Source organism: Streptomyces cyanogenus, from assembly GCF_017526105.1.
GTDB lineage: Bacteria > Actinomycetota > Actinomycetes > Streptomycetales > Streptomycetaceae > Streptomyces > Streptomyces cyanogenus.
On sequence record NZ_CP071839.1, the window covers coordinates 2,954,177 to 2,975,679 of the forward strand.

20 protein-coding genes are annotated in these 21,503 nt (G+C 71.0%); 12 read left to right on the forward strand and 8 right to left on the reverse strand.

Translation table 11 applies throughout. From position 1 onward, the window contains the following. Nucleotides 1–27: 27 nt before the first annotated feature. Nucleotides 28–609, forward strand: a complete 582-nt coding sequence (locus tag S1361_RS13285; RefSeq protein ID WP_208032065.1) for a TetR/AcrR family transcriptional regulator — start codon at nucleotides 28–30, stop codon at nucleotides 607–609. Nucleotides 610–741: 132 nt separating this feature from the next. After that, complete coding sequence (locus S1361_RS13290) at nucleotides 742–2,001, forward strand: pyroglutamyl-peptidase I (protein ID WP_208032066.1); 1,260 nt, start codon at nucleotides 742–744, stop codon at nucleotides 1,999–2,001. Here the strand turns inward: S1361_RS13290 and S1361_RS13295 are convergent. Continuing rightward, nucleotides 1,991–2,779: an EI24 domain-containing protein gene (locus S1361_RS13295; protein WP_208032067.1), complete on the reverse strand. Its 789-nt coding sequence runs from the start codon at nucleotides 2,777–2,779 to the stop codon at nucleotides 1,991–1,993. The two genes, S1361_RS13290 and S1361_RS13295, sit on opposite strands and share 11 nt — an antisense overlap. A 52-nt stretch (nucleotides 2,780–2,831) precedes the next feature. Next, complete coding sequence (locus S1361_RS13300) at nucleotides 2,832–3,269, reverse strand: MarR family winged helix-turn-helix transcriptional regulator (RefSeq protein ID WP_208032068.1); 438 nt, start codon at nucleotides 3,267–3,269, stop codon at nucleotides 2,832–2,834. Between the two features lie 88 nt (nucleotides 3,270–3,357). Between S1361_RS13300 and S1361_RS13305 the strand changes: the two genes are divergently transcribed. After that, nucleotides 3,358–4,356, forward strand: a complete 999-nt coding sequence (locus tag S1361_RS13305; protein ID WP_208032069.1) for an NADP-dependent oxidoreductase — start codon at nucleotides 3,358–3,360, stop codon at nucleotides 4,354–4,356. 95 nt (nucleotides 4,357–4,451) lie between these two features. Then, complete coding sequence (locus S1361_RS13310) at nucleotides 4,452–4,871, forward strand: organic hydroperoxide resistance protein (protein ID WP_208032070.1); 420 nt, start codon at nucleotides 4,452–4,454, stop codon at nucleotides 4,869–4,871. 95 nt (nucleotides 4,872–4,966) lie between these two features. Here the strand turns inward: S1361_RS13310 and S1361_RS13315 are convergent, their stop codons facing one another. Both S1361_RS13315 and S1361_RS13320 read right to left on the reverse strand, forming a co-directional pair. Next, on the reverse strand, nucleotides 4,967–6,127 hold the full coding sequence (locus S1361_RS13315; RefSeq protein WP_208032071.1) for a serine hydrolase domain-containing protein: 1,161 nt from the start codon (nucleotides 6,125–6,127) through the stop codon (nucleotides 4,967–4,969). Nucleotides 6,128–6,333: 206 nt separating this feature from the next. Then, complete coding sequence (locus S1361_RS13320; protein WP_208032072.1) at nucleotides 6,334–7,239, reverse strand: SCO2400 family protein; 906 nt, start codon at nucleotides 7,237–7,239, stop codon at nucleotides 6,334–6,336. A 200-nt stretch (nucleotides 7,240–7,439) separates the two neighbouring features. Here S1361_RS13320 and S1361_RS13325 point away from each other — a divergent pair, with 200 nt between their 5' ends. The 8 genes from S1361_RS13325 (at nucleotide 7,440) to S1361_RS13360 (ending at nucleotide 17,737) form a co-directional block, all read left to right on the forward strand. Next, nucleotides 7,440–8,597 (forward strand): mandelate racemase/muconate lactonizing enzyme family protein, encoded by a 1,158-nt coding sequence (locus S1361_RS13325; protein ID WP_208032073.1) that lies wholly within the window; start codon nucleotides 7,440–7,442, stop codon nucleotides 8,595–8,597. Then, a complete protein-coding gene (locus tag S1361_RS13330; RefSeq protein WP_208032074.1) occupies nucleotides 8,594–9,598 on the forward strand; it encodes a zinc-dependent alcohol dehydrogenase in 1,005 nt (334 codons plus the stop codon). Before S1361_RS13325 ends, S1361_RS13330 begins: the two co-directional genes overlap by 4 nt. Nucleotides 9,599–9,711: 113 nt before the next feature. Further along, nucleotides 9,712–10,689 carry a hypothetical protein gene (locus S1361_RS13335; RefSeq protein ID WP_208032075.1) on the forward strand — a complete coding sequence of 326 codons (978 nt, stop codon included), beginning with the start codon at nucleotides 9,712–9,714 and terminating at the stop codon, nucleotides 10,687–10,689. 135 nt (nucleotides 10,690–10,824) lie between these two features. Then, nucleotides 10,825–11,934, forward strand: a complete 1,110-nt coding sequence (gene chvE, locus S1361_RS13340; RefSeq protein ID WP_208032076.1) for a multiple monosaccharide ABC transporter substrate-binding protein — start codon at nucleotides 10,825–10,827, stop codon at nucleotides 11,932–11,934. Nucleotides 11,935–11,968: 34 nt separating this feature from the next. Further along, nucleotides 11,969–13,519: a multiple monosaccharide ABC transporter ATP-binding protein gene (mmsA, locus tag S1361_RS13345; RefSeq protein ID WP_208032077.1), complete on the forward strand. Its 1,551-nt coding sequence runs from the start codon at nucleotides 11,969–11,971 to the stop codon at nucleotides 13,517–13,519. Continuing rightward, the gene (gene mmsB, locus S1361_RS13350) at nucleotides 13,516–14,760 is read left to right on the forward strand and encodes a multiple monosaccharide ABC transporter permease (protein ID WP_208032078.1); all 1,245 of its coding nucleotides are present in this window, start codon (nucleotides 13,516–13,518) and stop codon (nucleotides 14,758–14,760) included. Before mmsA ends, mmsB begins: the two co-directional genes overlap by 4 nt. A 26-nt stretch (nucleotides 14,761–14,786) precedes the next feature. Next, nucleotides 14,787–15,947 carry an aldose epimerase family protein gene (locus tag S1361_RS13355; protein ID WP_208032079.1) on the forward strand — a complete coding sequence of 387 codons (1,161 nt, stop codon included), beginning with the start codon at nucleotides 14,787–14,789 and terminating at the stop codon, nucleotides 15,945–15,947. A 101-nt stretch (nucleotides 15,948–16,048) separates the two neighbouring features. After that, on the forward strand, nucleotides 16,049–17,737 hold the full coding sequence (locus S1361_RS13360; protein WP_208032080.1) for a pyridoxal phosphate-dependent aminotransferase: 1,689 nt from the start codon (nucleotides 16,049–16,051) through the stop codon (nucleotides 17,735–17,737). A gap of 87 nt (nucleotides 17,738–17,824) precedes the next feature. Here the strand turns inward: S1361_RS13360 and S1361_RS13365 are convergent, their stop codons facing one another. The 4 genes from S1361_RS13365 to S1361_RS13380 all read right to left on the reverse strand — a co-directional run bounded on the left by S1361_RS13365 (nucleotide 17,825) and on the right by S1361_RS13380 (nucleotide 21,475). Further along, nucleotides 17,825–18,160, reverse strand: coding sequence for a cytochrome C oxidase subunit I (locus S1361_RS13365; protein ID WP_208032081.1), 336 nt, complete (start codon nucleotides 18,158–18,160; stop codon nucleotides 17,825–17,827). An 11-nt stretch (nucleotides 18,161–18,171) separates the two neighbouring features. Further along, nucleotides 18,172–19,896: an aa3-type cytochrome oxidase subunit I gene (gene ctaD / locus S1361_RS13370; protein ID WP_208032082.1), complete on the reverse strand. Its 1,725-nt coding sequence runs from the start codon at nucleotides 19,894–19,896 to the stop codon at nucleotides 18,172–18,174. 258 nt (nucleotides 19,897–20,154) lie between these two features. Then, nucleotides 20,155–20,802, reverse strand: a complete 648-nt coding sequence (locus S1361_RS13375; RefSeq protein ID WP_208032083.1) for a DUF4360 domain-containing protein — start codon at nucleotides 20,800–20,802, stop codon at nucleotides 20,155–20,157. Nucleotides 20,803–21,016: 214 nt separating this feature from the next. Further along, complete coding sequence (locus S1361_RS13380; RefSeq protein ID WP_030347877.1) at nucleotides 21,017–21,475, reverse strand: RrF2 family transcriptional regulator; 459 nt, start codon at nucleotides 21,473–21,475, stop codon at nucleotides 21,017–21,019. Nucleotides 21,476–21,503: the final 28 nt, after the last annotated feature.

Sequence of the window (21,503 nt, forward strand, 5' to 3'; positions counted from 1 at the left end):
TCTTGCCGTTATGTTCGCGGTGGAGGGATGTCGTACGGTGTCGTCATGAGCGCGAGGGTCAGGAGCGAGGAGCGGCGCGCGGAGATCGTCGGGGCCGCGCTCGAGGTGATCGCCGAGCGGGGGTACCGGGGGGCGAGCCTGGCCGCGGTGGCCGAGCGCGTCGGGCTGACCCAGCAGGGGCTGCTGCACTACTTCCCCACCAAGGACGCCCTGCTGGTGGCCGTGCTCCAGGAGCGGGACCGGTGGGACGCGGTGCCGGACCCGCAGTGGCGGATGGATCTGCTGGCCTCGCTGGTCGAGTACAACGCGATGCGGCCGGCGATCATCCAGACCTTCTCGGCGCTGCTCGGCGAGAGCGTGACGGAGGGGCATCCGGCGCGGGAGTACTTCACCGAGCGGTATGCGCGTGTCCGCGCGGCCATGGCCGCGGTCCTGCGCACCGAGTACGGGGACCGGCTGCCCAACGGGCTCACCCCCGAGCGGACCGCCCCGCTGCTCGTGGCGGTGATGGACGGCCTCCAGTACCAGTGGCTCCTGGACCCGGAGTCGGTGGACATGCCGGGCGCCTTCCGTGACTTCCTGCGGCTGCTGGGCGAGCCGGTGGAGTAGGGCACCCCTGGAAGCGGGCGGCACCGCGGCCCCGAGGGCGCGCGCAGCCGGAGCCGCGCCGGGCCATGGCGGATGACCCCCCTCGGCGCCTACCGTGGGACGGCCCGCACCGACGGAAGGACACCAACTCCCGTGCTCCGCATACGCGTTCGCTCCGGCGTCCTCGGTCTGGCCCTGTTGGCCGGACTGGCCGTTCCCCCGGCCACCGCCTCCGCCGCACCGGCCACCGCCCCCTCCCCCACCGCCGAGGAGCAGCGGCTCGACGGCGCCGTGCCGCAGGAGATCCTCCGGCGGTCGGGATTCGACGGCGTGGCGGCGGAGTTCGGCCGTGCGCTGGAGGGGGCGCACGACTACGCGCAGGCCCGCCGCATCGTCGTACGGGAGGGATCCGCACTGTGGCGGCGGGCCGTGGACCGGGCGCAGGGGCGGGGGCCGGCGGGTGGTGACCTGAGCCGGGACGACGACCGGCCGCTGTACTGGGCGCGGCTGGGGATGAGCCGGCACGTGCGCACCTGGGAGCCCCGGTTCGGCCTCACCGGCGGACAACGGGACGCGTTGCTGGACCGGTTGGAGCGGACCTCGCGGGGGCAGACCGACATCCGCTACCCGGCGTCCGGCCGGCTGCGGCGCGTGCTGCTCACCGGTTTCGACCCGTTCACGCTCGACCGGGACATCCGTATCTCCAACCCCTCCGGGGCGACGGCGCTCGCGCTCGACGGCACGGTGGTCGAGACGGCGCGGGGGCCGGCCCGGATCGAGACCGCCGTGTTCCCGGTGCGCTGGGACGACTTCGCCGAGGGCACGGTGGAGCGGACGCTGCGGCCGTACCTGCCGAGGGTGGACCTGTTCACGACCGTGAGCCAGGGCCGCGTCGGCCGGTTCGACATCGAGCGCACCAACGGTGCCTGGCGCGGCGGCTTCCCGGACAACGACAACGTCTCCCGGACCGGGACCGTCCCGGTCGCCGACCCGTCGGCACAGCCGCAGTGGACGGGCACGACCCTGCCGTACGCCGCCGTCGTGGCCGCGCCGACGGGCCGCTTCCCGGTGTACGACCACACGGAGGTGACCGAGATCCCGGCGGGCGGCGGCGATCCCGTCGTACGGCCGGACGGACCGACCCCCGGCTCCACCGCGCGCGCCGGGGCCGGCGGGGACTACCTGTCCAACGAGATCGCCTACCGGGCCACCCTGCTGCGGGACCGGCTCGGGCTGCACGACACCCTGCCCGGCGGGCATGTGCACACCCCGGTGCTCCGGTTCGGGGCCGGGAACACCACGGAGGTGACCGACCCCGAGTTCGTGCGCAACCGGCTGGACATCGTGGGGCAGGTGCGGGCGATCGTGGCCGTGTCCGTGGGCGCGACGGCGAACGCCCCGGTCAGGAAGTGACGTTCTGTGCCGTCTCCTCGGCCTCACCGGCGATCTCCTCGCCGAGCAGGTCCCGGGCGAGGAGCGTGGCGCCCGCGACCGCGCCCGGCATCAGGAACACCGCGACGAACGGGACCAGGAAGGCCAGGCCCAGGGGCGTGCCGAAGCCCCAGACCAGGGCCTTGCGGGAGCGGAGCAGGGTGAGGCGGGCGCGCAGGTCGACGCCCCGGCGCTGCATCGCCACGGCGGCGAGTTCCTCGGTGAGGAAGAAGCCGGTGACGAAGAAGCCGATCACGGGTACGACGGTCTGCCCGACGAACGGCAGGAACCCGAGGGCGAAGAGCAGGACGCCCCACAGGCCGGCCCGGGCCAGGATGCGCACGCTGTCCCGGGCCGAGATCCACAGCTCGCGCCAGAGCGGGAGGCCGGACCGGGGAGCGATGCCGTCGGGCGAGACGTCGGCGTCGACCCTCTCCGAGAGGCTCTCGTAGAAGGGCTGGCCGACCAGCAGGGTGACGGCGGTGAACGTCAGCACGGCGAGCAGCAGGCCGAGGGCGAACAGGACGGCCGTCAGGAAGCCGCGGAAGAGGCCCTGCCAGGGGCTGGACCAGTCGTCCGCGAACGGGGTCGCCCAGCCGACCGCGTCGGCGCCCCACAGGGCGAGCGCGACCAGCGCGGCCGCGTACAGCACCAGTGTGATCAGGCCGGGCAGCAGTCCGAACCCGTACTGCCGTCCGTGCCGGGCCACCCAGCGCTGGCCTTTCAGCAGATAACCGAAACCCACCCCGAGATCGCGCATGACGAGGACTTTACTGGCTCGGCCGGACGGCTGTGGCTGCGGTTGCGGCTGCTCAGACGTCCAGCATGCGGCGGAGCAGGTCGCGCAGGGAGCCGCGCTCGTCGTCGGTGAGGGCGGCGAGCGGCTCGCGCGCGAAGTGCAGGCCCTCGCGCAGGTCCCGGGCCACCCGGCGGCCCTCCTCGGTGGCGGCGGCCACCTTCACCCGGCGGTCGGCCGGGTCCGGGCGGCGCTCCACCAGGCCGCGGGACTCCAGGCGGTCCACGATCCCGGTGACGTTCGACGGCTCGCACTTCAGCTTCTGCGCCAGCTTGCGCATGGGCAGCGGCTCCAGGGAGAGCAGGCTGAGCAGCCGGGCCTGCGGGCCGGTCAGCGTGTGCTCGCCCGCCGCCTTCTCGTAGTCCGCGTAGAAGCGGGCCACGACGTCACCGATCAGCTCCACGACTTCCAGGGTGAGGGCGTCGGGGCGATGACTCTTGGATGGGGTGGACATGGTCTGAAGGATACCCGGTTACTTGACATCATGAAATATTCAGGTGCAGGGTTGTTTAAGGTACTGAAGTAACAGGAAAGGCGCTGTCATGATCAACCGCGAGTGGCACCTGCTCAGCCGTCCCGTCGGCTGGCCGAAGCCCGAGGACTTCGCCCTGGTCGAGGCGCCGGTCCCGACCCCGGGCGAGGGTCAGGTGCTGGTGCGGAACAAGTACCTCTCCGTCGACCCGTACATGCGCGGCCGGATGAGCGAGGCGAAGTCGTACGTCGCCCCCTTCGAGCTGGGCAAGGTCATGCAGGGCGGCGCGGTCGGCGAGGTGATCGAGTCCCGCGCCGAGGGCATCGCGGTCGGTGACCACGTCCTGCACTTCCTCGGCTGGCGCGAGTACGCGGCCGTGGACGCCGGGCACGCCGTCAAGGTCGACGCCCAGGCCGCACCCCTGTCGACGTACCTGGGCGTCCTCGGCATGACCGGCCTGACCGCCTACGCCGGCCTGCTGCGCACCGCCTCCTTCAAGGAGGGCGACGCCGTGTTCGTGTCGGGCGCCGCGGGGGCCGTGGGCAGCCAGGTGGGCCAGATCGCCAAGCTCAAGGGCGCCTCCCGGGTCATCGGCTCGGCCGGCTCCGACGAGAAGGTCAGGCTGCTGGTGGAGGAGTACGGCTTCGACGCCGCGTTCAACTACAAGAGCGGCCCGGTCGCCGAGCAGTTGCGCGAGGCGGCACCCGACGGCATCGACGTCTACTTCGACAACGTCGGCGGGGACCACCTGGAGGCCGCCATCGGCTCCCTGAACGAGGGCGGCCGGATCGCGGTCTGCGGCATGATCTCGGTCTACAACAACACCGAGCCCGCCCCCGGCCCGAGGAACCTCGCCCGCCTCATCCAGACCCGGGGCCGCATCGAGGGCTTCCTGGTCGGCGACCACTACGACCTTCAGCCGCAGTTCGTCCAGGAGGTCGGCCCGTGGGTCGCCTCGGGCGCGCTGAAGTACCGGGAGACCGTGGTCGAGGGCATCGAGAACAACCTGGAGGCGTTCCTCGGGGTCCTGCGCGGCGACAACGTCGGCAAGATGGTCGTCAAGCTCTGACCTTCCCGTGATTTTCGGCATGCGGTAACTTCTTTCCGAAATCCGTCGGCGATCGTGGGCGCGAGTCGCGGCGGACCGAGGAGAAGGACAACCGCATGCCCATCACGCAGTCCGACGTCCTGTACACCGCCGTCGCCACCGCCGAGCACGGCCGCGACGGACGGGTCGCCACGGACGACGGCCGACTCGACGTCGTCGTCAGTCCGCCGAAGGAGATGGGCGGCAGCGGGTCCGGGACCAATCCGGAGCAGCTGTTCGCCGCCGGCTACAGCGCGTGCTTCCAGGGGGCCCTGGGCGTGGTCGCCCGGCAGGAGGGCGCCGACGTCTCCGGGTCGACCGTCACCGCGAAGGTCGGGCTCGGGAAGAACGACGACGGGTTCGGGATCATCGTGGAGATCTCGGCGAGCATCCCGAACATGGATGCGGCGACCGCGCGGGACCTGGTCGCGAAGGCTCACCAGGTGTGCCCCTATTCGAAGGCGACCCGGGGAGACATCACCGTGACGCTGGTCTGACCTTCGTCGTTTCCACATCGGCAGCCGCATCCTTGGACGTGGGGTGCGGCTGCTCTTTCGGCCGGGGGCGTCTGCCGGGTATCCGCCCCGCGCCCCTAGGGGGTTGCCAGGATCGCTCGCTGGACGGTGGCCGCAAGCCTGTTGTTCTCGGGGGCCGCCCCGCCCGGGAACGCGCACCTGCGCCTCGTGTAGCCGTAGGCCATGCCGCTGTGCGGGTCCGCGAAGGCCTGGACGCCGTTGGTGCCGCTGTGGCCCACGGTGGCGGCGCCCAGGAAGGGGTGCCAGGTGTCGGCGGTGGCCTGGAAGCCCAGGCCGAAGGACCTGTGGGCGCGGGCCACCAGGTCGTAGCCCGCGGAGTGGATCTGGCCGAACTCCGCCAGCGTGTCCTCCTTCAGCAGCGGAGCCCTCCCGTCCACCTCGCTGATCATCGCCGCGTACATGCCCGCCAGGCCGCGGGCCGAGCCGACGCCGCCGACCGAGGCGGGGCCCTTGGCGCGGATCAGCCGCTCGTTCGGCAGGCTCTCCAGGTCGGTGGGCTGCGCGCCGTGCCGGTTCAAGGCGATCGACGCGAGGGTGTGCGGGCCGGTCGGTACGGCGTCGAGCTGGGCCTGCTGCGTGGGCGTCGGCAGCATCGGCTGGACCGTGCGGAAGCGTGGCTCGTGCGCGGCGGGCAGGCCCAGGTGGAGGTCGAGGCCGTGGGGGGCACGGATCCGCTCCTCGTAGACCTCCTGGAGCGTACGGCCCGTCGCCCGGCGGACGATCTCGCCGGTCAGCGCGCCGATGACGAGCGCGTGGCAGCCGAAGGCCGTGCCCGGCCGCCAGAAGGGCCGCTGGTCGGCGAGGCGTTCGGCGATCACCCGGTCGTCGGCCAGCTCGGCGAGGGTGAACCCGGTGTCGGTGCCGACCAGTCCCGCGCGGTGCGCGAGCAGGTCCCGCAGGGTCAGCGCACCCTTGCCCTCGGCGGCGAACTCCGGCCAGTAGTACGTGACTTTCCGGTCCAGCTCCAGCGTGCCGTCCTGCACGAGCAGCGCCGCGACCAGATGGGCCGCGCCCTTCGTCGCCGAGTACACGGCGTACAGCGAGTCGCCCGTCACGCCGGGGCCCGCCCACAGGTCCACGACCCGGCGGCCGTGGACGTACGCGCACAACTGCCCCTCGTAGTCCTGACGTTCCTCGGCGACCAGGGCGGCGAACTCCTCGCGCACCGGCTCGAAGCCCTCGGTGACCGTGCCCTGGACGGTGATCTCCTGCGTCATCCGCACTCCTTGACCGATCCGCTCTTCACTGCTCCCCGTCGGCGCGACGCCCCTGCCGATCTCCGGGCGTGCCCGAGATCGGTACGGCGAGACGTGCCCGTTCGACTCAACCCCCGTACGGGCCGGTGGGTGTCAGGGATGCCCCGGACGGCGGATGGGACGGGACGGCGCGCGGTGCGGTGCGCCGGGGCGCGCCGCGGATGCGCTCAGGTGCACCACCACAGGAAGCGGTCGCAGGTCCTGGTGGGCGAGGGCTCCGGGGTGGGGGCGGCGGTCGTCGGGGCCGCGCTGGGGGTGCCGGCGGGCGCGCTGGCGGCCGGGGCGGTGGGGGTGGCCGCGGTCGTACCGGAACCGCTGCCGGCCGACTGCCGGGCCTCGCCGGTGTCGCTGGCGGAGGGGGAGGCGGAATCCTTCTCCCGCGGGGACTTCGAGGGGGACGCGGAGGCCGAGGCGTCCGGGGAGGCGGAGTCGCGCGCGCTCGCGGAGGCGCCGGAGGGGGCGTCGACCGGGTGGGCGGTGCTGCCCGGCGCGGTGGAGGCGGCGCCGCCGTCCGCCGTGGTGTCCCCGGCGGGTGCCGGGGTGTCGCCGGAGAACGGCGAGAAGGGCGCGTCGGTGCCGAGTTCGGCGAGGCTCAGTCCGCCGGCCGCGAGCACGAACCCGGCCGCGATCAGCACCGTGCGGCGACGGCGACGGCGGTGCACGGCGGCCTTGCGGTCCCGGCGGCTCGCCCCGGCGCGGGCGGCCCGCCGACCGCCGGCGGCGGCCTCCTCGGCGTTCTCACGGTCGGCGTACTCGTCCGAGTCCTCGTCCGCGTACTCGTCCGTGTCCTCCCCCGCGTACGCGCCGGCACGGCCGTCGGCGCGGTCGTCCTCGCCGGGCTCCCGCCACCGGTCCGGCTGGTCCGGGGCCTCGGGTGCGCCGAGCGGGTCGTACGGGGCGTCGTACGGGTTGTCGTACCCCGTCGTCGATGGCTGCGCGTACCCGTGCCCGTACGCGTGCGGATGCGCGGCCGAGACAGCCGTGGTGACGGCGAGGCGGTCGGCCGGCGTTCCGCACCCAGGGCAGGCCAGGGCGCCGTTGAGGTGCCGTTGGCACGGGGAGCAGTAGTCCATGACGCGGGAAGACTAGAGTCCGCGCGGGCCCCGTTCCAGGCGGGGCTGTGAAGGTTTGGTGCGAAGTCGAAAAAGTTCTCGAAAGCCTTGCCGAAACCGTTACCCGTTCGACCCATTGACACCCCTGCCGGACCATCCTTACTGTCACGCCAGCATTTCGAACGTGTGACGAAATCTCGAACAGCTGAGAGGCAACTGCCGTGCGCATCACCGGAATCAGCACGCACGTGGTCGGCACGCCGTGGCGCAACCTGACCTACGTCCAGGTGCACACCGACGAGGGCATCACGGGAGTCGGCGAGACCCGGATGCTCGGGCACACCGACGCGCTGATCGGCTACCTGCGGGAGGCCGAGGCCAACCACATTCTCGGATCCGACCCGTTGGCTGTCGAGGACCTGGTGCGCCGCATGAAGTACGGCGACTACGGCCGGGCCGGCGAGATCGTCATGTCCGGCATCGCGGTCGTCGAGATGGCGTGCTGGGACATCAAGGGCAAGGCACTGGGCGTGCCGGTGTGGCAGCTGCTCGGCGGGAAGGTGACCGACAAGGTCAAGGCGTACGCCAACGGCTGGTACACGACCGAGCGAACGCCGGAGGCGTACCACAAGGCCGCGCGGGGGGTGATGGAGCGCGGGTACAAGGCGCTGAAGATCGACCCGTTCGGCACCGGGCACTTCGAGCTGGACCACGAGCAGACCCTGTACGCGGTCTCGCTCATCGAGGCCGTGCGGGACGCCATCGGCCCGGAGGCCGAGCTGATGCTGGAGATGCACGGCCGGTTCTCCCCGGCCACCGCCGTCCGGCTGGCCAGGGAGATGGCGCCGTTCAAGCCGGCCTGGCTGGAGGAGCCGGTGCCGCCGGAGAACCTGAAGGCGCTGGAGAAGGTCGCCGCCAAGGTCGACATCCCGGTCGCCACCGGTGAGCGGATCCACGACCGGATCGAGTTCCGCGAGCTGTTCGACAGCCAGGCCGTGGACATCATCCAGCCGGACGTCGGCCACATCGGCGGCATCTGGGAGACCCGGAAGCTGGCCGCCACCGCCGAGACCCACTACATGCTCGTCGCCCCGCACAACGTGGGCGGGTCCGTGCTCACGGCCGCCTCCCTCCAGGTCGGGTTCACCTCCCCGAACTTCAAGGTCCTGGAGCACTTCAACGACTTCGCGGACGCGGAGATCAAGAAGGTGGTCAAGGGGGCGCCGCAGGTCGTGGACGGCTACTTCCACCTGTCCGACGCGCCCGGCCTCGGCGTCGAGCTGGACGTCGACGCGGCGGCCGAGTTCCCCCAGCAGCAGGCCCGGTTCGACCTGTGGGCCGAGGGCTGGGAGCAGCGCAAGCCGAAGGGTACGAAGTGAGTTCCCAGGTCCTGGTCGAGGCGCCGGGCGTGCACCGGGTCGAGGCCCACACGCCGCGCGAGCCCGGTGCCGGGGAGGCGCTGGTCGCGGTGCACGCGGCCGGAATCTGCGGCAGCGACCGCGAGGTGTACCAGGGCAACCGGCCCGAAGGGTACGTGCGGTATCCGCTCACGCCCGGGCACGAGTGGTCCGGGACCGTGCGGGCGGTGGGGGCCGGGGTGCCCGGCTCGCTCGTCGGCCGCAAGGTGGTCGGCGAGGGCTTCCGCAACTGCCAGGTCTGCGACCGCTGTCACGCGGGCGAGACCACGCTGTGCTCGGCCGGGTACGAGGAGACCGGGTTCACCCGGCCCGGCGCCATGGCGGCCACGCTGACCCTGCCCGCCCGGCTGCTGCACGTCCTGCCGGACGACGCCGACCTGACCGCGGCCGCGCTGCTGGAGCCGGCCGCCTGCATCGCCGCGGCCGCGCTGAAGGCGAACGCCCGGCCGGGCGAGCGGGTCGCGGTGGTCGGCACGGGCACGCTGGGCATGTTCGCGGTGCAGTTCCTGAAGGCCGTATCCCCGGTGGAACTGCTGGTGGTGGGCACGCGGGGCGACCGCGAGGCGCTGTCCCGGCGGTTCGGGGCGAGCGACTTCCGGCTGAGGGACCGGCAACTGCCCGACGACTTCGACGTGGTCATCGAGACCGCGGGTTCGGCGTCCGCCGCGCGCACCGCCGCCTCTCTGCTGCGGCGCGGCGGACGGCTGGTCCTCACCGGGATCCCGGCGCCGGGCGCGGACGGGCTCGACCCGACCGATCTCGTCGTACGGCAGCTGGAGGTGCACACCGTCTTCGGAGCACCGCCGGACGCCTGGGCGCACGCCGTGCGGGTGTTCGGCGCCGGGCTGCTGGATCCGCTGCCGCTGGTCACACACGAGTTGCCGCTGACCGAGTTCCCGCAGGCCATCGAGCTGGTGGGGGCCGGAGATCCGAAGGTGGGCAAGGTGCTGCTCCGCCCCTGACCGTACGCCGGCCGGGACGTGACCTGACGGCGCCCCGACCGGCGTACACCCGGCGCTTTTTCGTACCGAGAGCCCCGAACCTTGTCCGAAATACCGAACATGAAGGACAGCTTGTGACCGACGCTTCCGCTCCGGCAGCCCGCAGGCCCGGCGAGCAGGTGCTCGCCGCACTGGGCCTGGCCGCGCCCGCCCTCGACCCCGCCGACACCTCCGCCCACACCTTCCCGGGCGGCGGCCGCTGGCGGACCGAGATCCCCTCGTGCGAGGGACCCGAAGCGCTCGCGGTCGTCCTCAAGGAGGCCTCGCGCCTCGACGTGCCGGTCCACCGGATCAGCCAGGGCAGCGGCGTGTGGATGCTCACCGACGCCGAGATCACCGAGATGGTCGAGGCCACCGGCGAACGCGACATCGAACTCTGCCTGTTCACCGGCCCCCGCGGCACCTGGGACATCGGCGGCTCGGTGCGGTCCGACTCACGGGGGGCCGGACTGCGCGCCCGGGGCCACGACGCGGTCGCCGGCTGCGTCGAGGACGCCGTCCGGGCCACCGAACTGGGCGTCAAGTGCCTGCTCGTCGCGGACGAGGGCGTGCTGTGGACCCTGCACCGGGCCAGACAGGCCGGGATCATCCCGGCCGACACCACGCTGAAGGTCTCGGCGCTCATCGGTCCCGTCAACCCGGCCTCGTACGCCGTCTACGAGCGGCTCGGTGCCGACTCCGTCAACGTGCCCAGCGATCTGACGCTGGACCACCTCACCGAGATCCGCCGGGTCTCCGGCGCCCCCATGGACATGTACATCGAGGCCCCCGACGACCTCGGCGGCTACGTCCGGATGTACGAGGTCGCCGAGCTGATCCGGCGCGGCGCACCCCTCTACCTGAAGTTCGGGCTGTCCAAGGCGCCCGGCATCTACCCGTGGGGCACCCACCTCAGGGACGTCACCCTGGACACCGCCCGGGAGCGGGTACGGCGCGGCCGGCTCGCCCTGGACCTGCTCGCCCGGCACGGCGCGGACGGCGACATGGCGCCGCTCGGCTCCCGGCTGCCGGGAGCTTTGCACCGGTTCCCCTCCGAAGGTGCCACCGGATGACCGACGGGGGCTGCGGGCCGTGCGCGGCCGGTCACTCCCCCAGGTTCCCGACCCGCAGTCCCGCGCCCCTCCGGGGCGCTTCACCGACCTCGCTCAACAAGCTCTCCACGACGAGAAGAACAGGGACCGATCACCATGCGCACTCGTAGAAGCGCCCTCGCCGCCATAGCCGGAGCCGCCTCGCTCGCCCTCACCCTCACCGCCTGCGGCCAGAGCGGCGAGGGCGGCAGCAAGGAGAAGACGGGCGACGTCAAGGGCGCCACCATCGGCATCGCCATGCCGACCAAGTCCTCCGAGCGCTGGATCAACGACGGCAAGAACGTCGTCAAGGATCTGGAGGCCAAGGGCTACAAGACCAAGCTGGTCTACGGCGAGGACGACCCGGAGCAGCAGGTCTCCCAGATCGAGAACCTGATCACGCAGGGCGTCAAGGGCCTGGTCATCGCGGCCATCGACAACAAGTCGCTGAACAGCGTGCTCCAGCAGGCCGCGGACGCGCACATCCCGGTCATCTCCTACGACCGGCTGATCCTCGGCACCGAGAACGTCGACTACTACGCCTCGTTCGACAACGAGAAGGTCGGCACCCTCCAGGGCCAGTACATCGTGGACAGGCTCGGGCTGGGCAAGGGCAAGAAGGGCCCCTTCAACATCGAGCTGTTCGCCGGCTCCAACGACGACAACAACACCAAGTACTTCTTCGGCGGCGCCATGAAGGTGCTCCAGCCGTACATCGACAGCAAGCAGCTGGTGGTCAAGTCGGGGCAGACCAAGCTGACCCAGGTCACCACCCTGCGCTGGGACGGCACCACCGCGCAGAAGCGCATGGAGGACATCCTCACCTCGTCCTACCGGAGCGGCCGGGTCGACGCGGTCCTCTCGCCGTACGACGGCATCTCCATCGGCATCCTGTCCGCCCTGAAGTCGGACGGCTACGGCTCGGGCAGCAAGCCGCTGCCGGTCATCACCGGCCAGGACGCCGAGCTGGCCTCGGTGAAGTCGATCATCTCCGGTCAGCAGACGCAGACCGTCTACAAGGACCTCCGCAAGCTCGCCGAGGTCGCCGCCTCGATGATGGACGACTCCCTGAAGGGCAAGAAGCCCGAGGTCAACGACACCAAGACCTACGACAACGGGACGAAGGTCGTGCCCGCCTACCTGCTCCAGCCGGTGAGCGTCGACAAGAGCAACTACCGGCAGGTGCTGGTCGACGGCGGCTACTACACCGAGGCCGATCTCAAGTAACCCGCCCCTCTCCTACGGATTGAAAGGCACGACCATGGCGGGACCCGTCCTGGAAATGCGCTCGATCGTCAAGACCTTTCCCGGTGTCAAGGCGCTGTCGGACGTCACCCTGACCGTCCGGCAGGGCGAGGTCCACGCCATCTGCGGGGAGAACGGCGCCGGCAAGTCCACCCTCATGAAGGTGCTCTCCGGCGTCCACCCGCACGGTAGTTACGAGGGGGACGTCCTCTTCGAGGGGGAGGTCTGCCGGTTCCGGGACATCCGGGCGAGCGAGCAGCACGGCATCGTGATCATCCACCAGGAGCTGGCCCTGGTGCCGCACCTGTCCATCGCCGAGAACCTCTTCCTCGGCAACGAGCACGCCACGCGCGGACTCGTCAACTGGCGCGAGACCCTGCGCCACGCCACCGAACTGCTGCGCCGGGTCGGTCTGGACGAGCACCCCGAGACCCGGGTCGCCGACATCGGCGTGGGCAAGCAGCAGCTGGTGGAGATCGCCAAGGCGCTGTCCAAGCAGGTGAAGCTGCTGATCCTGGACGAGCCGACGGCGGCCCTGAACGACGAGGACAGCGACAAACTGCTCGATCTGATCCTGGAGCTGAGGAACCAGGGCATCACCTCGATCATCATCTCCCACAAGCTCAACGAGATCCGCAAGGTCGCCGACTCGGTGACGATCATCCGGGACGGCCGGTCCATCGAGACCCTCGATGTGAAGGCGCCGGAGACGACCGAGGAACGGATCATCGCCGGCATGGTCGGCCGCGACCTCGACCACCGCTTCCCCGAGCGCAGCCCGCACCAGCCGGAGGAGGGCGCGGCACCGGCGCTGGAGATCCGCGGCTGGACCGTGTTCCACCCGATCGACCAGCAGCGCAAGGTCGTCGACGACGTGTCGCTGACCGTGCGCCGCGGGGAGATCGTGGGCATCGCGGGCCTGATGGGCGCGGGCCGCACCGAACTCGCGATGAGCGTCTTCGGGCGGACCTACGGCCGGTACGCGGGCGGCACGGTCCTGAAGGACGGCACGGAGATCCGTACGAAGACCGTGGCGGAGGCGATCGGGCACGGCATCGCGTACGTCACCGAGGACCGCAAGCACTACGGCCTGAACCTCATCGACACCATCAACCGGAACATCTCGCTGACCGCGCTGGACAAGGTCGCCAGGCGGGGTGTGGTGGACGAGCACGAGGAGCGGCAGGTCGCCGAGGGCTTCCGGGCGTCCATGAACATCAAGGCACCCACGGTGTTCGAGCCGGTGGGCAAGCTCTCCGGCGGCAACCAGCAGAAGGTCGTCCTCAGCAAGTGGATCTTCGCCGGTCCGGACGTGCTGATCCTCGACGAACCGACCCGCGGCATCGACGTGGGCGCCAAGTACGAGATCTACACGGTCATCGACCAGCTCGCCGCCCAGGGCAAGGCGGTCGTCTTCATCTCCTCCGAGCTGCCCGAGCTGCTCGGCATGTGCGACCGCATCTACACGATGGCCGCCGGGCGGCTGACCGGCGAGGTGCCGCGGGCCGAGGCCACGCAGGAAGTGCTGATGCGCCATATGACGAAGGACAAAGAGGTAACGCGATGAGCACGGATGTGACCGCCAAGAGCCCGGCCCCCGCGCCGCCGGGCAGGAGCGGATCGGCTGCCGGCGAGGGGCTGCTCGGCCTGGTGCTGGCCGGACTGCGCCGCAACATGCGCCAGTACGGCATGCTGATCGCGCTCGGCCTGATCGTGGTCCTCTTCGCGATCTGGACCGGCGGGGACCTGCTGCTGCCGCGCAACGTCTCCAACCTGGTGCTGCAGAACAGCTACATCCTGATCCTCGCGATCGGCATGATGCTGGTGATCATCGCCGGGCACATCGACCTGTCGGTCGGCTCGCTCACGGCGTTCGTCGGTGCCTTCGCGGCCGTGCTGACCGTGCAGCACGGGGTGGCCTGGCCGGTCGCGCTGGTGCTGTGCCTGCTGGTCGGCGGGGTCGCCGGCTCGGTCCAGGGCTGTCTGATCGCCTATCTCGGCATACCGTCGTTCATCGTCACCCTCGCCGGGATGCTGCTCTTCCGCGGCCTCACCGAGATCCTCCTCAAGGGCCAGACCCTCGGCCCGTTCCCGGACGGCCTGCAGAAGCTCGGCAACGGCTTCCTGCCCGAGGCCGGCCCCGACACCAACTACCACAACCTGACCCTGTTGCTCGGGCTCGTCCTGATCGCGGCCGTGGTCCGGCAGGAGTTCCGGGACCGCCGCCGCCAGCAGGAGTTCTCCCTGGACGTCCTGCCCACCCGGCTGTTCCTGCTGAAGCTGACCGCCCTGGTCGCCGCGATCCTCGTGCTCACCCTGCTGCTCGCCAGCTACAAGGGCGCCCCGATCGTGCTGATCATCCTCGGCGTGCTGGTCGTCGGGTACGGCTACATGATGCGCAACGCGGTCTTCGGCCGGCACATCTACGCGATCGGCGGCAACCTGCCGGCGGCCAAGCTGTCCGGCGTGAAGGACAAGAAGGTCACCTTCTACGTCTTCCTGAACATGGGCGTGCTCGCGGCCCTGGCGGGCATGGTGGTCGCAGCCCGGCTGAACGCGGCCTCGCCGAAGGCGGGCGTCAACTTCGAACTGGAGGCGATCGCCTCCTCGTTCATCGGCGGCGCCTCCATGAGCGGCGGTGTCGGCACCGTCCTCGGCGCCATCATCGGCGGTCTCGTCCTCGGCGTGCTGAACAACGGCATGAACCTCCTCAGCGTCGGCACCGACTGGCAGCAGGTCATCAAGGGCCTCGCCCTGCTGGTGGCGGTCGGGTTCGACGTGTGGAACAAGCGCAAGTCCGGTTCGTAAGCGCCCAGACAACACGGAGCCGCACCATGGAACTGAACAGACGCACGGTCATGGCAGGAGCAGCGGCGGCGGGCCTCGCCGCCACCACCCTCGGCACGGGCAGCGCCCGGGCCGCCACCGGTCCGGCAGGCCGCAGGCCGGCGAAGGAACTCTTCGGCACGCTCGCCGACGGCACCAGGGTGTACCGCTGGTCGCTGGAGAACGGCGGCACCCGGCTGAAGGTGCTCTCCTACGGCGGCATCGTCCAGACCCTGGAGATCCCCGACCGGCACGGCCGCCACGCGAACGTCGTGGCCGGCTTCGACAACCTCGCCGACTACGTGGCGAAGAGCCCGTACTTCGGCGCCCTCATCGGCCGGTACGGCAACCGCATCGGCAAGGGGCGGTTCACGCTGGACGGCAAGGCGTACCAGCTCTCCGTGAACGACGGCGTCAACAGCCTGCACGGCGGGGCCAAGGGCTTCGACAAGCACGTGTGGCACGTCGAGCCGTTCACCAAGGGCTCGGACGTCGGACTGCACCTGCACTACACGAGCGTCGACGGCGAGATGGGCTACCCGGGCACGCTGCGGACGAAGGTGACGTACACCCTCACCCGGCACGGCGACTGGCGCATCGACTACGAGGCCACCACCGACAGGGCCACCGTGGTCAACCTCACCAGTCACGTCTACTGGAACCTGGCCGGCGAGGGCAGCGGCACGATCGAGGACCACGAGCTCTCGATCGCCGCGTCCCGCTACACCCCCACCGACCCGGGTCTGATCCCCACCGGTGAGCTGGCCCGGGTCGCGGGCACCCCGTTCGACTTCCGGCATGCCAAGCCGGTCGGCCGGGACATCCGGGCCGGCCACGAGCAGCAGGTGCAGGCCAAGGGCTACGACCACAACTGGGTCCTGGACAAGGGGATCACGGCGCGGCCCGAGCACGTCGCGACCCTGCGCGACCCGCGCTCCGGCCGCACCCTGAGGATCGCCACGAACGAGCCGGGCCTGCAGTTCTACTCCGGCAACTTCCTCGACGGCACGCTCGCCGGCACCGGTGGCCGCACCTACCGGCAGGGCGACGCCCTGTGCCTGGAGACGCAGCACTTCCCGGACTCGCCGAACCACGCGCACTTCCCGTCGACGGTGCTGCGGCCGGGGCAGACATACCGGACATCGACCATGCACGCCTTCGGGGCGTGAACCGGCTCACAGGTCCGGTGAGTTGAACGCCACTGCCGTCTCCTCCGTATCGAAGGGCGGCCCGTGCTCCCCCGCACGGGCCACCCCGAACGGAGGTCCCCTTGGCCGGCAACGTCACCTCGTTGTTCCGCGGCACCGCCGCGCACAGCCCCTCCATGGCGGCGCTGACGCGGGAGGGCGGCGACGGGACCGGCCCGGTGGACTTCTGCATCCCCTGCAATCCGTACTTCCCGACGCCCGCCATGTTCGAGGAGATGGCGGGCCGGCTGCGTGAAATCGTCACCTACTACCCGAGCAACGCCGACACCATCACCGGTGAACTGTGCTCGCTGCTCCAGCTGCCGCCGCAGTGCGTGGCGATGGGCAACGGCTCCACGGAGCTGATCACCTGGATCGACCACCTGCTGGTCCGTGAGTCCCTGGCCGTCCCGGTCCCCACCTTCGGCCGCTGGACCGACCAGCCGATGGAGACCGGCAAGCGGGTCGACATGTTCCCGCTCCAGGAGGCGAACGGCTTCGCCCTGGACCTCGCGCAGTACGCGGAGTTCATCCGCGCCCGCGGCACCCGGGTCGCCGTGATCTGCAACCCGAACAACCCCGACGGCGGCTTCCTGCGCCGGCAGCAGGTCGTGCAGTTCATGGACGCGATGACCGACCTGGATCTCGTCGTGGTCGACGAGTCGTTCCTGGAGTTCGCCGACGCGGAGGCCGAGCCCAGCGTCGTCCAGGAGGCCATGCTCCGCCCCAACGTGATCGTCCTGCGCAGCCTCGGCAAGAACTTCGGCCTGCACGGCATCCGTTTCGGCTACCTCGTCGCCAACCCGGCGCTCGCCGGCAAGGTCCGCTCGATGCTGCCGAAGTGGAACCTCAACTCCTTCGCCGAGCACGTGGTGTTCATGCTGAAGGAGCACGGGGCCGAGTACGCCCAGAGCCTCCAGCAGGTCCGCCGCGACCGGCTGGAGATGGCCAGCCACCTCTCCGCACTCCCCGGCCTCACCGTCTACCCCTCCCAGGGGAACTTCCTGTTCGTGCGCCTGCCCGTGGGCGCCGAGGGCACGGTGGTGCGGGACCGGATGCTCACCGAGCACCGGATCCTGGTCCGCGAGTGCGGCAACAAGATCGGATCCTCCAGCCGCTTCCTGCGGCTCGTGGTGCGCCCCCAGGTCGACGTGCGTCGCCTGGTGTCCGGCCTGGAGCAGGTGCTCTACGGGTCCAGGAGGGGAGCCGCCGTACCCGAGCTGGGCACCGGGACCAGCTACAGCTCGGGTACGGCGGCGGTCGACCGGCTGGTCAGCGAGACCAACGGGGCCGGAATGCGGCTCACCGCGGCCGGCCCCGCTCCGGCCGCCGGCACCGGCATGCCGCTCCCCGCCGCCGTTGCGCCGGCCGGCGGCGGGATGCCGATGCCGGCGGCAGCCCAGCCGGCCCCTGCACCAGTACCGGCCCCGGCACCCGCACCCGCACCCGCACCACAGCCCGCGTTCACCCCCGTTCCGGCACCGACCCCCATGCCGGCGCCCGCCCCGGCACCGCAGCCGGCGTTCACCCCCGTCCCGGCGCCGGCGCCGATGCCTGCCCCGCCCGCGCCGCCGGCCCCCGCACCCGTACCGGCCGCCGCCGTCGCCCCCACCCCGCCCGGGGTTCCGGCCCGGGGTGGGCTCACCGCGGCCCAGGTACGCGGAATGACGGCACCGGCCCCCGCCGCCGGCCTGACCCCGGCCCCCGCGACGGGCTGGCCCAACGCCCAGAGCTGGCCGAACGCGGCCGGGACGGGCCAAGCAGCAGGCTGACCCGCCACCCGACCGACGGGAACGACGGCACCCTCCCAGCCGACCGAGCCGCGGAGCCCCAGGGGGCGGGCGTCGGAGGACGGGGCGTCAGAGGACCAGCAGCAGCGTGGCCAGCGTGGTGCAGCCCGCGCACACCGCGAGGGCGATGCCCACGCAGCGCCGCCGCAGCTCCCGGTAACGCTGCTCGTACTCCGCCCGCAGCGACACACAGCGCGCCGCGACCCGTTCCAGGTCACCCCTGGCCCGCTGGAGGCTGTCGGCGACGTACCGCTGCTCGACCTGTTCCCGCTGTGCCGTCGTCAGCCAGTCCAGCGAGCCGGTGAACTCCCGGGCGCGCCGCTCCGCCTCCGCGACCCGGGCCTGCCACAGCAGGTAGCCCTCCACCTCGTTGCCGAGGTCCCCGCCGGCGCCTGCCCCCTGCATGGGCAGACCGCTCACCCGTGGCCCCGGTCGTCGGTGGCCGGAAGCGCGTACGCCTCTTGTTCCCGCATCGCGATGTCCGGGTGGTGCAGGTCGAACGCCGGGGACTCGCTGCGGATCCGCGGCAGGGTGACGAAGTTGTGCCGCGGCGGCGGGCAGGAGGTCGCCCACTCCAGCGAGCGGCCGTAGCCCCACGGGTCGTCCACGCCGACCGGCTTGCCGTACTTGGCCGTCTTCCACACGTTGTACAGGAACGGCAGCATGGACAGGCCGAGCAGGAAGGAGCTGATGGTCGAGACCGTGTTCAGCGCGGTGAAGCCGTCGACGGCGAGGTAGTCGGCGTACCGGCGCGGCATGCCCTCGGCGCCCAGCCAGTGCTGGACCAGGAAGGTGCCGTGGAAGCCGAGGAACAGCGTCCAGAAGGTGATCTTGCCGAGGCGCTCGTCCAGCATCTTGCCCGTGAACTTGGGCCACCAGAAGTGGAAGCCAGCGAACATCGCGAACACGACCGTGCCGAAGACCACGTAGTGGAAGTGCGCCACCACGAAGTACGAGTCGGTCACGTGGAAGTCCAGCGGCGGCGAGGCCAGGATGACGCCGGTCAGACCGCCGAAGAGGAAGGTGACGAGGAAGCCGGTGGCCCACAGCATCGGTGTCTCGAAGGAGAGCGAGCCCTTCCACATGGTGCCGATCCAGTTGAAGAACTTCACTCCGGTCGGCACCGCGATCAGGAAGGTCATGAAGGCGAAGAACGGCAGCAGTGCGCCCTGGGTGGGGTACATGTGGTGCGCCCACACGGTCGCGGACAGCCCCGCGATCGCGATGGTCGCGGCGACCAGGCCCATGTAGCCGAAGATCGGCTTGCGGGCGAAGACCGGGATCACCTCGGTGACGATGCCGAAGAACGGCAGGGCGATGATGTACACCTCGGGGTGGCCGAAGAACCAGAAGAGGTGCTGCCACAGCAGCGCGCCACCGTTGGCCGGATCGTACACGTGGGCGCCGAACTTGCGGTCCGCCTCCAGCGCGAACAGCGCGGCCGCCAGGACCGGGAAGGCGAGCAGGACCAGCACGGCGGTCAGCAGCACGTTCCAGGTGAAGATCGGCATGCGGAACATGGTCATGCCGGGGGCGCGCATGCAGATGATCGTGGTGATGAAGTTGACGGCGCCGAGGATGGTGCCGAAGCCGGAGAAGGCCAGACCCATGATCCACAGGTCCGAACCGATGTCCGGGCTGCGGATCAGGTCCGACAGGGGGGTGTAGGCGAACCAGCCGAAGTCGGCCGCGCCGTTCGGGGTGAGGAAACCGCCGACCGCGATGAGCGAGCCGAAGAGGTACAGCCAGTAGGCGAACATGTTCAGCCGCGGGAACGCCACGTCCGGTGCGCCGATCTGCAGCGGCATGATCCAGTTCGTGAAGCCGGCGAACAGCGGGGTGGCGAACATCAGCAGCATCACGGTGCCGTGCATCGTGAACAGCTGGTTGTACTGCTCGTTGGAGACCAGCTGCAGGCCCGGCCGGGCCAGTTCGGCCCGGATGATCAGGGCCATCACTCCACCGACCAGGAAGAACCCGAACGACGTGGTCAGATAGAGCGTGCCGATCGTCTTGTGGTCGGTGGTCGTCAGCCACTTCACCACGACGTTGCCGGGCTGCTTGCGCCGGACGGGCAGTTCGTTCTCGTACGAGTCCTCGGCCGCGGCTGCACCGCCCTGGGGTTCGTTCAGGATGCTCACAAGTCGTCCGTCTCCCGATGCTCGCCGACCGCCCAGGCGATGGCGTCGGTCATCCGCCCATCCTGGCCGCGCCGGGGCGGCGCGGGCAGCCCGAGCGGCCGAGGCGCAGCCGTTCGGATGACGGATGCACACGTTCGGAGCAGTGCGGGGGACGGACCGCCCCGCGCTCCGCGGCGCCCGGCGGTCGATGCCGGTCCGGTCGTCGGACCGGCCGGTGCTGACGGGGAGGGGACGCGCCGGCGCCCCCTCCTGCGCCGACTAGGAGTTCGGACAGGTCTTCCACGCCATGTGGTACACCGTGCTGATGTCGCCGTCCGTCGAGTCCATGGTCATGAAACTGACCTTGTCGGGGCTCGTGGTGCCGGCGTTGACGCGCAGCTCGGTGTTGATGTTGAAGTTGCGCAGGACCCCGCAGGGCGCCCAGACCAGTTGGGCCCAGTCGGTGGAGTCGGTGGCCTGCCAGTCGTCGTTGTAGGGGCCGCCGAACGGGTGGGTCCTGGGCACGGTGTTCGACGAGCCCTGGAAGTAGTACGACGCCTTCTGTGTGGCCGAGGCGCCGCGCTGGAGCGAGGCGAAGCCCCGGTAGTCGGCGCTTGCTACCGCGTAGGTGAAGCCCTGCGGGACGTGGACCATCAGGTTGAGCTGGCAGTTCTTGCGGAAGGCCGTGGGGTCGGAGTTGCCGCCGGCCTGGGCCAGGTAGGCGCTGTAGGTCACCGTGAAGGCGGTGTTGTCCGGCGACACCGCCACCGCGGCCGTGCCGGCCGGGCAGCCCGAGCCGTTCACCGTCGCGACGTCGATGACGATCTTGTCCGGGGGCGGGTTGTCGAACGGGGACGAGGCGTGCGCGGGCAGTGCGGTGGTGAGGAGAGCGGCCACTGCGCCGCTCATGAGGAGTCCACCAGCCATGGTCTCTCCCGGTTGTCGGGTGGGGGGTTGCGCCTCCCGTGGGCCCCTTCCAGCCCGTTCACCTTTGCAGAAGATGTGCGCCATCTGTGAAGGGGAGAGGGAGGCGTGGGTAGCGTAGGGAGCCCCGCCCGCACCCGGGAGAGCGAACTCAGGCCATTCACACCGGGCTTTTCACGTCCTGCCGGCACACTCCGGCGACCGCCGGCGGGTGCTCCTACGGGTTCTCCCAGGCCGCCGGCTCCGCCGCCAGGGCGCGTACCGGTTCGGGCAGCGCGTCCGCCGCGAGGTCGGCGAGGGTGACGCCCTCCAGGATGCGGCGGACGTTGGCGCGCAGGGCGATCCACAGCGGCAGCAGGGGCTGGGCGGTGCCGGTGTAGGACAGGCCGGTCGGGCGTTCGCCGCGCACCGACACGATCGGGCCGTCGACCGCCCGGATGACGTCGGCCACGGTGATCGAGGCAGCGGTCCGGGCCAGCCGGTAACCGCCGCCTCCGCCGCGCCGGCTGTCGACGATCCCGGCCCGGCGCAGGTCGCCGAGGATCCCTTCCAGGAACTTGTGCGGGATGTCCTGCACGGCGGCGATTTCCTCTGCCTTCACCGGGCCGTTACCCTGCCGTACGGCCAGCTCCAGTACCGCCCGTACCGCGTAATCCGCCCGTGCCGAGATCCTCATGGGTCCATTGTGGGGCGTGGGCGCGGGG